This window comes from Streptomyces sp. NPDC001852 (assembly GCF_042891825.1).
In the GTDB taxonomy this organism is placed as follows: Bacteria; Actinomycetota; Actinomycetes; order Streptomycetales; family Streptomycetaceae; genus Streptomyces.
This window is the reverse complement of the sequence record NZ_JBIATN010000008.1, coordinates 210,027-224,491: the sequence shown is the minus strand read 5'-3', so window position 1 is coordinate 224,491 and position 14,465 is coordinate 210,027. Positions and strand designations below refer to the sequence as shown.

The following is a 14,465-nucleotide window of genomic DNA, read 5'->3' as shown; positions in this document are numbered from 1 at the left end:
GTCACCGCTTCAGGGCGCCAAGTGCCCCAGGTCGTTCCAGCTCTCGATCGCCGGTTCGCCGTACGCCCAGCCCAGTACGGACAGTGAGGTCGGGTTGAGGCGGATCCGGGCCGCGAAGTCCAGCGGCAGGCCCAGCCACCGCGCGCCTATGGAGCGCAGGATGTGGCCGTGGGCGAAGACCAGGACGTCGCGGTCGGCCGAGCGGGCCCAGGAGACCACCTCGTCCGCGCGTGCGGTCACGTCGGCGAGGCTCTCCCCCTGCGGCACCCCGTCCCGCCAGATCAGCCACCCCGGCCGCACGGCCTGGATCTCGGCCGGGGTCATGCCCTCGTAGGCGCCGTAGTCCCACTCCATAAGGGTGTCCCAGACGGTGGCCCGGTCGCCGAAGCCGGCCAGTTCGCAGGTTTCACGCGCGCGTACCAGCGGACTGGTGCGCACCTCCGCCCCGGGCAGCCCGTCCAGCGGGGCCCGGTGCAGTCGTTCGCCGAGCAGCTTGGCTCCCCGCCGGCCCTCTTCCAGCAGCGGCACGTCGGTCCTGCCGGTGTGCCTTCCGGACAGTGACCATTCCGTCTGTCCGTGCCGGGCCAGCAGGATGCGCGGTGCCATGAGAGACCTTTCCGGAAGCGAAGGGGACCGTCCCATCATCGCTCAACCGGTTCCGGGGCAACCCGGCGGGCGATCTCGGCGTCTTTGTGGGCCGGAGCGCCCTCATGGGCGGGGATACGGACACCGTAAAGTGTCACGGTCGCCCTCCGGGGCGCGCCGTACAGCGAGAAGGGGGAGGGCGATCGGATGCCGCAGACCGAGACACCGGGCACCGAGGTGGTCCCGCGTACCCGGCTGCGCTGGTGGACCGAGCTGCCCCTGATACTCCTGGTCTACGGCTGCTACTCGGCCGGCCGCCTCCTCGCCCGCGGTGACGTCTCCTCCGCCGTCGACCACGGCCTGGCGATCCTGCGCATCGAGAAGGCCCTGAGCCTCAACGCCGAGCACCCGCTCAACCGGCTCTTCACGCGCGAGCCCTGGCTCGGGGTGCCGGCCGACTTCTGGTACGCCTCGCTGCACTACCTGGTCACGCCCGTCATCCTGGTGTGGCTGTTCCGGGCCCACGCCGAGCACTACCGGCGGGCCCGCACCTGGCTGATGACGTCCACGTTCATCGGCCTGATCGGCTTCACGCTGCTGCCGACCTGCCCGCCCCGGCTGCTGTCCGCCGGGAACGGCTTCGTGGACACCATGGCGCACTACAGCTCCTACGGCTGGTGGGGCGGCGAGGCGAGCGCGCCGCGCGGCATGGGCGGCATGACCAACCAGTACGCGGCCATGCCGAGCCTGCACGTCGGCTGGGCGCTGTGGTGCGGGCTGATGCTGTGGCGGCACGGCGGCACGCGCGTGGCGAAGATCCTCGGTGTCCTCTATCCGCTGGGCACCGCCCTCGTGGTCATGGGCACCGCCAACCACTACCTGCTCGACGCGGTCGCGGGCATCGCCGTGATGGGCGTCGGCGCCCTGCTCGCGCCGTACGTCATGCGGGTCCTGGACCTCGTCCGGGACCGCCTGTTCCCGCGCCGCACACCGGTCACGGAGGGCACGGGTTCCCCGATTGTCAGTGCCGGATGCCAGACTTCCGCGGGTGAGCGAATTCCACGGCAGCGCGAGTCGCAACTCGACGCCGGGGCCGAACCCGACGCCTCCCCCAGCGACGCGGGAGAAGGGGCTGCGGCACCGGCTCGCTGAGCTGCGCGGTCCCGATGTACCGGCCAAGGCCCTGGACGCGCGCGCCCTCGCGGCGCTCGCCGCGAACCCCGGGTGCGCGCGGCGGGCGATCCTGGACGGCGCCGGCGTGGACAAGGCACGGCTGGCGAGCGCGCTGGGCGCCCCGTCCGGGTTCGGTCAGTCGCAGTTCGCGCTGACGCGCGGGAACGCGTTCGAGGCGAAGGTGAAGGCCGACGGCGGCGCGGAGCTGCTGCGGCTGGCGCACACCCGGCTGGACCCGGGCGCCGAACCGCCGGCCGGGGCCGCCGTACCCGACCTGACCGCGCACGGCCCCGAGGGGCGTACGGCCCGTACGGCGCTGGCGCTGCGCGAGGCCACGCAGGCGGGCGGCTGGACCCTGCTGGACCACCCGATGCTCGCCCTGGACGTGGCCGGCTCGCTCGCCTTCCTGGAGCCGGACGCGGTGGTCGTGCACCCGGACGGCAGCTGGTCGGTGGTGGAGATCAAGTCCTTCCCGATGCTGGACGGCTCGGCGGACCCGGCGAAGGTCGGCGCGGCCGCCCGGCAGGCCGCGGTGTACGTACTGGCCCTGGAGGAGGTCGCCGCGCGGCTGGATCCTCCCCCGCGCGTGCACCACCGGGTGCTGCTGGTGTGCCCGAAGGACTTCTCCAACCTGCCCGCGGCCTCCGCCGTCGACATCCGCAAGCAGCGCGCGGTCACCGCCCGCCAGCTGGCCCGGCTCACCCGGATCGAGGAGATCGCCCGGACCCTGCCCGAGGGCACGTGCTTCGCGCCCGACCGGAGCGCCGATGAGCTGACGGCGGCCGTCGAGGCGGTACCGGCGGCGTACGCGCCCGAGTGCCTGTCCGCGTGCGAACTGGCCTTCCACTGCCGGGAACGCTCCCGCGAGGAGGGTGCCGTCACCCGCCTGGGCCGGCCGGTGCGGGCGGAACTGGGCGGTCTGACCACGGTCGAGGACGTCCTCGCGGCGGCCCGCGGTGAGCGCGGCGACCCGGAGGACCCGGCGGTCGCGGCCCTGCGCCGGGCGGCGGCCCTGCGCGCGGAGGCCCTGGAGTCCGCCCGGGAGGCCGCCCCGTGTCCCTGATCGCCACCCTCGCCCGCCTCGAGGCCGTCAGCAGCGGCCGCGCCCAGCCCGTCGCGACCGTCCGGCACCGGCATCTCTCGGCCCGCCCGCTGGTGTTCGTGCCGCTCACCACCGCCGGTGAGGCGGGCGCCCCGCTCGGCGCGCTGGTCGGCACCGACCGGGACGCGCCGCGCCTGCTGGTCGTACCCCAGCCCCGCGACCGCGACCTGCGCTTCTCCTTCCTCGCCGACCTGGCCGACGTCGTCCTGCCGTACCTCGACTCCTACGCCGGGTCCGTGGAGGCGGCCGAGCGCACCGAGACGGACCCGGAGACCGGCAAGCGGGTCAAGGTCGAGGTGGAGCTGTGCGCGGACGCTCCCCAGCTGATCGTGCCGAGCCGGGCCGGCCTGGACTTCGTACGGCTCCTCGGCCGCTCGATGCGTTTCCGCCGGACCGCCGAGCAGGAACCGGAGGCCCCCTATCCGGCGCCGCCCCGGGTGCCGCTGCTCGGCCGCTGGCTGACCCACTACGGCGAGCGGTCCCGCGTCCCCGGCTCCTCCCTCCTGCTCGCCCTGACCGACGTGCTGTCCCGGCACTGGGCGACCGGCCAGTCCAGCCTGGAGGACCAGCACCTGGGCGCGCTGCTCGCCTGGATCGACCCTCCGGAGGGAGCGAACGGCGCCGAGGCCGCGCGGCGGGCCGAGCTGGCGCGGGATCCCGCCGGCCAGTTGCTGTGCCCGCCGGCCGGGCCCGCCACCGACCCGGCGTTCGACAACAGACTGCTGGCCCCCGCGATCGAGCGCTACGACCGGGCACGCACCGCCCTCGCCGCCGCCGAGGACGCCCTGGCCGCCGAAGACCGGCTGGCCGCGCTCACGGCGGCCGAGCGGGAGATCCGCGACCTGGTGGAAAGCCGCACCCGGCCCACCTGGGACGCGGTCTGGCGGGGCCTGGACCTGCTGCGGGCGCTGCCGGAGGGCGCGCGCGTGGAAGAGCGCTGGACCCGGGACCGCTGGTCGTTCACCGGCCACCGCGACCGGGTGCTGGCGGGCGAGCCCCCGCAGCCGCGCCGGGACGACGCGGTGACGGCGGCGAACAAGCTGGCCACGCACGAGCGGGAGCAGGCCCGCCTCGATGCGCAGGAGGCGCTGGACGACCCGCTGGTGATGGCGGGACGGCGGCTGGCCGGGGAGGCGTTCGCGGGCGAGGTGACCGATGTCGTCATGGCGTACAGCGAGGGCAAGCGGCCGAGCCCGCGCCCGCTGGTGACGGTCCGCACGGACGACCGGCCGCATCTCGCCGAGCGTGCGAAGGCGTACCGCTCGCTGGGCGGCAAGCCGCAGTCGGCGGAGTTCGTCGGGTACGAGGGCTCCTCGGACGGGGGTGTGCTGGTGCTGCGCATTCTGGACAAGATGGGCCGCGGCAAGGAGCCGGAGCCCGGTTCGGTGCCGGAGAAGGGCGACCGGCTCTGTTTCACCCTCTTCGAGCACGAGCAGCGCGGCGGCGCGAAGCTGCCCGACCCGGAGGAGACCCCGTGGACGCACGGCGGCCCGCCGGGCGAGGCCGTACCGGAGGCCCCCGACACGGTGACCGAGGAGGATGTGCTGTGACGACGGTCGGCTTCGACCCCGGGGCGGCTGCCGCCCGCGCCACCGACGCGATCCTCCACGACACCCTGCACGGCAGCGAGCGCGGTGTGGTCGTGGACTCCCCGCCGGGTGCCGGCAAGTCGACCCTCGTGGTCCGCGCGGCCCTCGAACTGGCCGACGCCGGGCGCCCGTTGATGGTGGTGGCACAGACCAACGCCCAGGTGGACGACCTCGTCCTGCGGCTCGCCGAGAAGAACCCGGAGCTGCCGGTCGGCCGCCTGCACAGCAGCGACACCGACCCCTACGACAAGGCGCTGGACGACCTGCCGCAGGTCCGCACGTCGGCGAAGGCGGCCGAGCTGAACGCCCTGCCGGTGGTCCTCTCCACGGCCGCGAAGTGGGCGCACGTCACGGTGGACGAGCCCTGGCGGCACGCGATCGTGGACGAGGCGTACCAGATGCGCTCCGACTCCCTGCTGGCCGTGGCGGGCCTGTTCGAGCGGGCGCTGTTCGTCGGCGACCCCGGGCAGCTGGACCCGTTCGCGATCGTCGGCAGCGAGCAGTGGGCGGGGCTGTCGTACGACCCCTCGGCCTCCGCCGTGACCACCCTGCTGGCCCACAACCCCGGCCTGCCCCAGCACCGCCTGCCGGTCTCCTGGCGTCTGCCCGCCTCGGCGGCGCCGCTGGTCTCGGACGCGTTCTACCCGTACACCCCGTTCCGCAGCGGGACCGGCCACGGCGACCGCAGGCTGGCCTTCGCGGTGCCCTCGGACGGCTCCGGCCCGGACCGGGTGATCGACGAGGCGGCCGAATCCGGCTGGGGCCTGCTGGAACTGCCCGCCCGGCACACCCCGCGCACGGATCCGGAGGCGGTGCGGGCGGTGGCGACGGTCGTCCGCCGCATGCTGGACAGGGGCGGCGCGGCGCTCTCCGAGCGCTCGGACGGGCCCGCCCCCCTCACCGCCGACCGCATCGCCGTCGGCACGGCCCACCGCGACCAGGCGGCGGCGGTGCGCGCGGCGCTCGCCGAGCTGGGCGTGGCGGACGTCACGGTGGACACCGCGAACCGCCTCCAGGGCCGGGAGTACGACGTCACGGTCGTCCTGCACCCACTCTCCGGCCGCCCCGACGCCACCGCGTTCCACCTGGAGACCGGCCGCCTGTGCGTCCTTGCCTCCCGGCACCGCCACGCCTGCATCGTGGTCTGCCGCGCGGGCGTCGGCGACCTGCTGGACGCCTACCCGTCCACGGAACCGGTCCAGCTGGGCACCCTGGTGAAGTTCCCGGACGGCTGGGAGGCGAACCACGCGGTGCTGGCACATCTGGCGGAACACCGGGTGAGCTGGCACCCCTGACGCGCGCCCAGCCCATCACCGCCACCTCGCCGGACGGAGTCCGGCACGCCGCCGGAGGCGGCCGACGAAAACAGCCCGGACGGCTGGGAGGCGAACCACGCGGTGCTGGCACATCTGGCGGAACACCGGGTGAGCCTTCGTCCATGAGGGCCCCTTGCATGGGCGCGGGACAATGGACGGTGGACCACCTGAAGGCGGTGCCGAGCGAACCGTACGAGGAGGAGACAGGACATGGCGGAGCCCACGCCGCGTCGTAACGAACCGCGGCTACGCCCCGCGCCTCTGATCTTCGAGCCCGCGGAGGCGGCCGGCGATCCCGAGCACTTCTTCGACCTGGAGTCGATCGAGGATCCGCGGGCGCTGCTGGCCAGAGCCACGGAGCTGACGCAGGCGTTCCGTGCGGCCGCCGACCGGGCCGTGGAGTTCCAGGCCATCGCGGCGGCCCAGCTCGCCGACCCGCGCCGGTTCGACCGGCTGACCCCGGGGGACATCGCCGAGCGGGCGGAGTGGACCGAGGACTACGCGAAGAAGATGGTCGAGTTCGGGCGGGACCTGATGCGGGGCAACGCCGAGGGGCGGACGTACCCCGATCCCGTGTGACCCCCGGCCACGTCAAGCCCGGTCGTCAACGCCCATCCCTTGAGTAACCCGCCTGGCATATGCCAGGCGGGCAAGATACTCCTCCCCCACCGCCTCTGTCCCGGTTTTCGGCAACTCAGAAGAACCGCCCCCTCACGCCCGGTACATCTGGGTGGCATGAGCAGCGCACCGAACGTCACCCGCATCACCTCCGACGGCGTCGACTGGCTCGCCTCGGCGGGCGCGTATCCGCGGAGCACCCTGGCCCTGTGGGAGGAGCGCCCGGACGCCCCGGTCGTCCTGCCCTGCGGCACCGTCTTCGACGTGGTGAGCGCCCCGGCGATCTTCGGCCGCCGGATGCTGGACCGGCTGTGGGACGACGGGCCGGGCTCGGGCCCGGTCGCGGTGTTCCGGGGCCGCGTGCTGCTGTTCACCGCGCCCGGCACGGCCCATCGGCTGCCCTCGCTGCTGGCCTGGGAGGAGTGGGGCTCGAACCGTACGGAGGCGGTGCCGCCGCTGCTGTGTCACGGCATGGGTGACGCGGTGACCGTCCCGGCGCCGGCCGGCTGTGACACTCCCGGCGACTCGCGCTGGCTGGTCGCCCCGGACACCCGTCACCCCTGGCTGCCGGGGCCCGAGGTCGTGCTCTGGGCGGCCGTGCGAGCCGCCCGCGCGGCGGTGCGCATATCGATTTTTCCTCCCGCCGACCAGGATGCTAAGGTCTACGACGTCAGCAGGCGCCGCTAGCTCAGTTGGTTAGAGCAGCTGACTCTTAATCAGCGGGTCCGGGGTTCGAGTCCCTGGCGGCGCACGCGAAGGAAACGGCGGGCTTGGTTCGAAAGAATCAGGCCCGCCGTTTTCGTATGCACACCAGGCACTCAGTCACCACCCACCCCCGGCGTGATCTTGACCGTCCACGCCCCCGAGGCCGTCCTCCCCTCCACCTCCACCCGTACACCCTCCCCGGGCACGGTGAAGCTTTCGCCGAGGGCGACCGGGGCGTCGGCGAGGGGTGGGTAGACCGAGGTCTCCCAGCAGGCCTCGGTGTGCGGGTGGGCGTCGACGACCTCGACGGGGCCGCCGCCGGACTCCGCTCCGCTTCTGATCCGGTACACCAGGACGCCCTCACGGCAGGCGGCCCGGTCGTTGCCGGCCGGACCGCGCGCCTCGAAGCCCAGCGCGCTGTCGGGCCCGGTGCGCACGATCGCCAGCTTCACCCCGTGCCCCAGGCCGAAGGCCGGCGCGCCCGCCGTGCCCTGCATCGGGATGCCGGGTCCGGCCTCCAGGGGCTCCAGGGTCAGCCGGGTCGGCCGCGCGCCGCGCACGCACACCACCTGGCGGGGATCCAGCCAGCCCAGCTTCCACTTGTGCCAGGCGAACATGTCCGGTGCGAGCCCGAACTGGCTGCCCATCAGGTCCCAGTCGCCGACGTAGGTGTCCCAGTCGCCCTTGCCGTCGACCGGCCGGTGGTAGAGGTCGGGCAGGTCGAACACGTGACCGGTCTCGTGGGCGAGGACCAGGCGGTCCGGCGGGTGCTTCTCGAAGACCGTGACGACCCGGCGGACGTCGGTGCCGTCCACGTGGGCGGGCGTGTCGAGGTTGACGACCTTCGTGGCGTCCGAGTCGACGCCGGGCGCGTCCGGGTCGGCGACGAAGTACACGACCCGGTAGCGGGAGAAGTCGACCTCCTTGTCGGCCACCGCGAACGCGTCCCGCAGATAGGCGGCCCGGTCCTCCACGTCCCAGTCCCGCTTTATGGCGTACGCCGTGGACGGCCGGGGCATGCGCAGCCAGTGCTGCAGCGGGTGCGGGCGGAGGGTGAACCTGCCGTAGGAGGCCTGCTCGTAGAAGCTGCTGGTGGCCGGGAAGTGGTCGGCGGTCAGCTCGGCGGGGGTGGTGCGCGGGGTGGCGTCCGGGAAGGAGAGGAAGACCAGCACGGCGTCGAGCGTGCCGGTCGGGCGGGTGTAGTCGGCGTTCCAGGTGTCCGCGCCCTCGGAGTGGTGGGCGTCGGTCCGGTGCAGGGCGCAGGGGGCCGTGGAGAAGGGCTCGGCGGCCGACGGGCCGCCGAGGATCGAGGTCGCGGCGAGCGCCGACAGCGTGGTGCACACGGCGGCGGTGCTGCGCAGCTTGGGCACGGCCATGACCTCCGGACGCGGTTCGCGGGACCCGCCTCCAGATTGCTGGCGTTTGTCGCATTATGCCCTGTTCGCCTGCACCACAAGGGTGAGTGCGCCCTCTGGATGCTCCGACGCGCTCCGGCGCTCGACACCCCGAAACACTCACGCAACGTCACAACTGGTCGGGGGCCTGAAGAACCCGTCCACGTGCGGGCAGAAACGATCTGTCAGAAACTGTGCTCCGTCCGGGACACTGGACAGTGGCTGGAAGGGCCCGGGGCCAGCCTCTATGATCGGCACACTTTCCGGCACGGACAGGCACGGACACAGATCGAGTGCACTGCGGGAGCGAGCGGTGAGCGGAACGTCCGAAGGGCCGACGCCCGCGGCAGACCTCGACCGGTCAGCCGTCACAGACAGTGACCACACCACCTACCACCGTGTCTTCGGGGCCGCCCCGATCGCCATGGCCGTCGTGGACCGCGCCGGGCTCGTGACCGGCGCCAACGCGGCCTTCGGCGAGCTGCTCGGCGCCGACCCGGACACCCTGACCGGGCGGGTCGCCGCCGACCTGGTCGACCTGGCCTCGGACGCGCGCAGCTGGCACGCCTACCGCGAGGTCCTGCGCGGCCGGCAGGCGAAGCTGCGCTGCACCCGCCGGCTGAAGCACCCCGAGGGGCACTCGGTGTGGGTGCAGGTGACCGTGTCCCCGCTCGGCGGGGAGCCCGGGGTGCTGCTGTCCGTCGCGGACATCAGCGCCCGCCGCGAACTCCAGGCGCGGCTGCGGCACTTGCAGATGCACGACCCGGTGACCCGGCTGCCCAACCGCACGCTGTTCTTCGAGCGGCTGACGGTGGCGCTGGAGGCGGAGTCGTACGAGCAGAGCGGCACCGGCCGGATCGGCCTGTGCTACCTGGACCTCGACGGCTTCAAGGCGGTCAACGACACCCTCGGCCACCGCGTCGGCGACCGGCTGCTCGCGGCCGTTGCCGAGCGGCTGACCCGGGTGGCCGACGAGGCCGGCTACGCCCGCGCGGTGACCCCGCTGGTGGCCCGGCTGGGCGGCGACGAGTTCGCGCTGCTCGTGGAGGACTCCACCGGCACCGAACAGCTCGCCGATCTCGCCGAGTCGGTGCTCAAGGCCCTGGAGGAGCCCTTCGATCTGGCCGGGCAGCGGCTGTCGTTGACCGCGTCCATCGGGGTCGTCGAGCGGCACGCGGCGGGTACGACGGCCACGGGCCTGATGCAGGCGGCCGACACGACCCTGTACTGGGCGAAGGCCGACGGCAAGGGGCGCTGGACCCTGTTCGACCCCGAGCGCAACGCGCACCGGATGACCCGTCAGGCCCTGTCGTCCACTTTGCGCCCCGCCATCGACCGAGGCGAATTCGCGCTCGAATACCAGCCGTTGGTCGGCATGGAGGACGGACGCCTCTCCGGGGTCGAGGCGTTGATCCGCTGGAATCATCCTCAGTTCGGCACACTGACGCCGAATCGGTTCATCGGACTGGCCGAGGAGGACGGCTCGATCGTGCAGCTCGGCCGCTGGGCGCTCGTCACCGCCTGCCGCCAGGCCCGCCGCTGGCAGCTGGACCACCCCACGGAGCCGCCCATCTTCGTCAGCGTCAACGTGGCCGTACGGCAGGTGTGGGACTCCGACCTGGTGGCCGACGTGGCGGAGGTCCTGGCCGAGACGGGCCTCGCCCCGCACCTGCTCCAGCTGGAGCTGACCGAGTCGGCGGTGATGGGTTCGGCCGGCCGCCCGCTCCAGGCCCTGCAGGCACTCAGCGACATGGGCGTGCGCATCGCCATCGACGACTTCGGCACCGGCTACTCGAACCTGGCGTACCTGAGCAGGCTGCCGGTGAAGGTCCTGAAGCTGGACGGCTCCTTCGTGCGCGGCTTCCAGTACGAGGAGGCGCCCAAGGGCGTTCCGCCCAACCCCGCCGACGAGGTCATCGTGGAGGCGATGATCCAGCTGGCCCACCGGCTCGGCCTGACCGTCACCGCCGAGTGCGTGGAGACCTCGGCGCAGGCCACCCGGCTGCGCCGGATCGGCTGCGACACCGGTCAGGGCTGGCTGTACTCCCGGCCGGTGCCGCCGGATCGTATCTCCGAGTTGCTCGGCGAGCAGACCTACGCGGTCGGCAAGCCGTAGGCGTCCGCGATCAACTCGTAGGAGCGCAGGCGGAGTTCGCCTCGGTGGGCGTGGGAGACCAGCATCAGCTCGTCGGCGCCGGTGCGTTTGTGGAGGTCGTCCAGGCCGGTGCGGACCTCGTCGGCGGTGCCGTGCACGATGTTGGCCGTCCAGGAGGCGATGAACTCCTCCTCCATGGGGCTGAACTCGTGCTTCTCGGCCTCGTCCGGGTCGGGGAAGAGGCCGGGCCGGCCGGTGCGCAACCGGAGCATGTTCAGGGCCATCGCCCGGGTCTGGCGGCGGGCCTCGCGCGCGTCGTCGGTGGCGAGGGTGGAGACGCCGATCAGGGCGTACGGCTCGGCGAGGACCGCCGAGGGCCGGAAGGTCTGCCGGTACAGGTCGAGGGCCGGGATGGTGTTCTGCGCGGAGAAGTGGTGCGCGAAGGCGAACGGCAGGCCCAGCATTCCGGCGAGGCGGGCGCTGAAGCCGGAGGAGCCCAGCAGCCAGACGGGCGGGCGGTGCGGGGACTGGACGCCGCCGGGGGTGGTGGCCTGCACGGGGCCGGGAATCGCGTGGATCCTGCGGTAGGGGTGCCCGTCGGGGAAGTCGTCGTCCAGGAAGCGGATGAGCTCGGCGAGCTGCTCCGGGAAGTCGTCGGCGCCCTCGTTCAGGGTGTCGGTACGGCGCAGGGCCGCGGCCGTGGCGCCGTCCGTGCCGGGGGCGCGGCCCAGACCGAGGTCGATGCGGCCGGGCGCCATCGCCTCCAGCGTGCCGAACTGCTCGGCGATCACCAGCGGGGCGTGGTTGGGCAGCATGACGCCGCCCGAGCCGAGCCGGATGCGCTCGGTGTGGGCGGCGAGGTGGGCGAGGATCACCGCGGGCGAGGAGGAGGCGACGCCGGGCATGGAGTGGTGCTCGGCGACCCAGTACCGGTGGAAGCCGCGGGCCTCGGCGAACCGGGCCAGCGCCACACCGGTGCGCAGCGCGTCGGTGGCGGTGCTGCCCGCGCCGACGGTTACCAGGTCCAGTACGGAGAGGGGGACGGGGGCGGTCCCGTACGCCGTGCCCCGGATCTCGTCTGCCTCGTCTGCCTCGTCTGCGGACACGGTGTGGGCCTCCTGTGTGTGGCGTGGGCTGTCCTTGGGCCACTAACAGGAGGCAGTCTCCGGTTATTCCCGTACCTGGACCAGGGGCTCCCGGGTGAACAGCGTCCCCAGCGTCGGCGCGTTGACCCGCCGGTCGGCGAGCCTCAGCCCCTCCCACACCGTCACCTGGTTCGCCGTGAGCACGGGCTTGGACAGCGCCTTCTCCAGCAGCGACAGATGCGCCGCCGTGTGCAACGCGGTGTCCGGCAGCAGCACCGCCTCCGCGTCGGGGACGTCCGCCGCCCGGGCCAGCGTCAGCACGTCCTCCTCGCCCCACGTGCCGACCTCCGCCGCCGTGACGATCCCCGAGGACCGCATCCCGGTCACCTCGAGCCCGCCGGCCCGCAGGAAGTCCGCGAACAGGGCGGCGATGTCGTCCGGATAGGTCGCGCCGACCGCGACCCGCCGCACCCCGATCTCCCGGGCCGCGTGCACGAAGGCGAACGACGTCGAGGAGGCGGGCATCCCGGCCAGCCGGGCGAGCGTGCGCACCTGCTCCTGGGCACCCTCCCAGCCGTGCACGAAGCCACCGCTGGTGCACGCCCACACCACCGTCTCGGCCCCGGTCAGCCGCAGGGTCTCCATGCCCGCCGCGAGCCGCTCGGCGGAACCCATCTCGCGCAGCGCCGCCACCCGGTGCGCGTCCTCGCCGATGTCGGTGTGGACCAGGTCCACCCGGATGTCGCTGCCCAGGAGCTGCTCGATGCGTGGATAGTCGTCCTCGGCGGAGTGGCCCGGGTAGAGGAATCCGAGTGCGGTCATGTCCAGCCTTCCTGCGTCTCTTCCGGCGTCGCTTCCGGCAGTGCGGAGGGCCAGGCGCGCGCCGACTCGTCCAGCAGCGCCTGGTACGGCCCCACGGCTCGGGTACCCAGCCGGCGCAGCGCAGCCCACATCGTGACCTGGTTGGCGGAGAGCACGGGGATGCGCAGCTCGGCCTCCAGCTGGGGGATCACGTCGTACGTCGGCAGGTTGGTGCAGGAGATGAAGAGGGCGTCGGCGGTGCCGGGACGGACCGCCTGCCGGGCCATGGCGACGACGTCCCGGTACGGCACCTGCCAGATCTGCCGGGTCAGGCCCATGAAGGCGCACCCGGTGACCTCGACGCCGGCCTCGGCCACGAAGTCCTCCAGCGCCCGGGTCACGGACACGGTGTACGGCGTGACCAGCGCGAGGCGTCGTACCCGCAGCTCGGCCACGGCCTGGAGCAGCGCTCCGGAGGTGGTCACCGAGGGCGGCGCGCCCGCGAGGCTCATCGCCGCGCACATCGCCCGTTCCCCGGCGATCCCGCCGACGAAGCTGCCGGAGGTGCAGGCGTAGGCGACGACCTCGGGCGCGACGGCGGTCAGCGCGCGGACGGCGTCGCCGAGGGTCTCGTGCTCGCTCACCAGGCGGGCCAGGTCCAGGCTCACCTCGACCGGCACGAAGGGGGTCCGGGTCAGATGCAGCGACACCTCGTCGGGCACCCAGCGCCACAGCTCGCGGTCCAGGGCGAAGTCGAAGGGGGCGACGACTCCCACACCGCGCTGGGGGCGGGGGCCGCCGAGAAAGGAGACGTCCATGGCTGGCACCGGCCTCACGCTGGGAGACGAGCGGGCAACGGATCGCGAGTACGCCCGTGTTGACGAAGGTAGGTTCGGGTGCGAGCGTGGTCAATCCGCGGATAAACCGCGCATGTCAGACGCTTGGTCCGCGCATGCCGGACTGCCTGATCCGCGCACGTCGGACGCTCGGAGCCGCCCCGTATGACGACCCTGCCCACCCTCCTCGTCCTGAACGCCGACCCGCCGCCCCGCCTCGGCCGGCTGACCGGCCGCGCCCGGATCGTGCACACGGATGCCGCCCGTCTTGCCGAGCGGCTGCCGCAGGCGGACGTCCTGCTGGTCTGGGACTTCACCTCGCACGCGGTGCGCGAGGCCTGGCCCGGGGAGGGGCACCGGCCGCGCTGGGTGCACACGGCCAGCGCGGGCGTGGACCATCTGCTGGGCCCGGAGCTGGCCGCGTCCGACACGGTGGTCACGAACGCGCGCGGGATCTTCGACCAGCCGATCGCCGAGTACGTGGCGGCCCTGGTGCTGGCGGTCGCCAAGGACCTGCCCCGCACGCTGGAGTACCAGCGGGAGCGGACCTGGCGGCACCGGGAGGGCCGGCGGGTGGCGGGGACGCGCGCGTGCGTGGTCGGCTCGGGCCCGATCGGCCGGGCGATCGTCCGCACCCTGAAGGCCCTCGGCGTGACGACGGCGCTGGTCGGGCGGGTCCCACGGACCGGCATCCACGGGCCGGCCGACCTGGACCGGCTGATCTCCCGCGCGGACTGGGTGATCGCGGCGGCGCCGCTCACCGAGGCGACGTACCGCATGTTCGACAGCCACCGTTTCGGCGTCATGCAGCCTTCCGCCTTCTTCGTCAACGTCGGCCGGGGCGGGCTCGTCGACGAGGAGGCCCTCGCCCACGCCCTGACCCGGCGCTGGATCGCGGGCGCGGCCCTGGACGTCTTCACCGCCGAACCCCTCCCTGCGGACAGTCCGTTGTGGGGGCTGCCGGGGCTGATCGTCTCCCCGCACATGAGCGGGGACACGGCCGGCTGGCGGGACGAACTGGGTGCTCAGTTCGTGGAGTTGTACGAGCGGTGGGCGACGGGCAGATCTCTGGTGAACGTGGTCGACAAGAAACGGGGTTACGTCCCCGGTCACTGACCGCGTGGACCTCCCGGTCCGCTGGGACCCCTTGGCCTCTTGGAGGGTGC

The 14,465-nt window shown here is 73.3% G+C and carries 13 protein-coding genes and 1 tRNA gene; 9 read left to right on the top strand and 5 right to left on the bottom strand.

The window, feature by feature from the left end:
• Window positions 1–9 precede the first annotated feature (9 nt).
• Entirely contained in the window at window positions 10–606 is a 597-nt protein-coding gene (locus tag ACFYZB_RS16585) for a histidine phosphatase family protein (RefSeq protein WP_351207315.1), read from the bottom strand.
• 186 nt (window positions 607–792) lie between these two features.
• Between ACFYZB_RS16585 and ACFYZB_RS16580 the strand changes: the two genes are divergently transcribed.
• From ACFYZB_RS16580 to ACFYZB_RS16550, 7 genes are all read left to right on the top strand, one after another.
• Window positions 793–1,737 (top strand): phosphatase PAP2 family protein, encoded by a 945-nt coding sequence (locus ACFYZB_RS16580; RefSeq protein ID WP_351207313.1) that lies wholly within the window; start codon window positions 793–795, stop codon window positions 1,735–1,737.
• Window positions 1,634–2,821 carry a hypothetical protein gene (locus ACFYZB_RS16575; protein ID WP_388758915.1) on the top strand — a complete coding sequence of 396 codons (1,188 nt, stop codon included), beginning with the start codon at window positions 1,634–1,636 and terminating at the stop codon, window positions 2,819–2,821. Before ACFYZB_RS16580 ends, ACFYZB_RS16575 begins: the two co-directional genes overlap by 104 nt.
• The gene (locus ACFYZB_RS16570) at window positions 2,812–4,410 is read left to right on the top strand and encodes a hypothetical protein (RefSeq protein ID WP_388758913.1); all 1,599 of its coding nucleotides are present in this window, start codon (window positions 2,812–2,814) and stop codon (window positions 4,408–4,410) included. The genes ACFYZB_RS16575 and ACFYZB_RS16570 overlap by 10 nt, the downstream gene beginning before the upstream one ends.
• A complete protein-coding gene (locus ACFYZB_RS16565) occupies window positions 4,407–5,744 on the top strand; it encodes an AAA domain-containing protein (RefSeq protein WP_388758911.1) in 1,338 nt (445 codons plus the stop codon). The genes ACFYZB_RS16570 and ACFYZB_RS16565 overlap by 4 nt, the downstream gene beginning before the upstream one ends.
• Before the next feature lie 231 nt (window positions 5,745–5,975).
• Complete coding sequence (locus ACFYZB_RS16560; protein ID WP_351207307.1) at window positions 5,976–6,344, top strand: hypothetical protein; 369 nt, start codon at window positions 5,976–5,978, stop codon at window positions 6,342–6,344.
• A 156-nt stretch (window positions 6,345–6,500) separates the two neighbouring features.
• A complete protein-coding gene (locus tag ACFYZB_RS16555; RefSeq protein ID WP_388758909.1) occupies window positions 6,501–7,070 on the top strand; it encodes a bifunctional DNA primase/polymerase in 570 nt (189 codons plus the stop codon).
• Window positions 7,061–7,134: transfer RNA gene (locus tag ACFYZB_RS16550), tRNA-Lys, on the top strand. Before ACFYZB_RS16555 ends, ACFYZB_RS16550 begins: the two co-directional genes overlap by 10 nt.
• A 67-nt stretch (window positions 7,135–7,201) precedes the next feature.
• Here the strand turns inward: ACFYZB_RS16550 and ACFYZB_RS16545 are convergent.
• A complete protein-coding gene (locus ACFYZB_RS16545; protein WP_388758907.1) occupies window positions 7,202–8,464 on the bottom strand; it encodes a M6 family metalloprotease domain-containing protein in 1,263 nt (420 codons plus the stop codon).
• Window positions 8,465–8,795: 331 nt separating this feature from the next.
• On the opposite strand from ACFYZB_RS16545, the gene ACFYZB_RS16540 reads away from it, so the two are divergent.
• Window positions 8,796–10,598, top strand: a complete 1,803-nt coding sequence (locus ACFYZB_RS16540) for a putative bifunctional diguanylate cyclase/phosphodiesterase (RefSeq protein WP_388758905.1) — start codon at window positions 8,796–8,798, stop codon at window positions 10,596–10,598.
• On the opposite strand, the gene ACFYZB_RS16535 is transcribed toward ACFYZB_RS16540, so the two are convergent.
• The 3 genes from ACFYZB_RS16535 to ACFYZB_RS16525 form a co-directional block, all read right to left on the bottom strand.
• Window positions 10,577–11,683, bottom strand: a complete 1,107-nt coding sequence (locus ACFYZB_RS16535; protein ID WP_388758903.1) for an LLM class flavin-dependent oxidoreductase — start codon at window positions 11,681–11,683, stop codon at window positions 10,577–10,579. The two genes, ACFYZB_RS16540 and ACFYZB_RS16535, sit on opposite strands and share 22 nt — an antisense overlap.
• A 63-nt stretch (window positions 11,684–11,746) precedes the next feature.
• On the bottom strand, window positions 11,747–12,484 hold the full coding sequence (locus tag ACFYZB_RS16530) for a decarboxylase (RefSeq protein WP_351207297.1): 738 nt from the start codon (window positions 12,482–12,484) through the stop codon (window positions 11,747–11,749).
• The gene (locus ACFYZB_RS16525; RefSeq protein ID WP_388758900.1) at window positions 12,481–13,281 is read right to left on the bottom strand and encodes a decarboxylase; all 801 of its coding nucleotides are present in this window, start codon (window positions 13,279–13,281) and stop codon (window positions 12,481–12,483) included. The genes ACFYZB_RS16530 and ACFYZB_RS16525 overlap by 4 nt, the downstream gene beginning before the upstream one ends.
• A gap of 183 nt (window positions 13,282–13,464) precedes the next feature.
• Between ACFYZB_RS16525 and ACFYZB_RS16520 the strand changes: the two genes are divergently transcribed.
• Entirely contained in the window at window positions 13,465–14,415 is a 951-nt protein-coding gene (locus ACFYZB_RS16520) for a D-2-hydroxyacid dehydrogenase (protein WP_388758898.1), read from the top strand.
• Window positions 14,416–14,465: the final 50 nt, after the last annotated feature.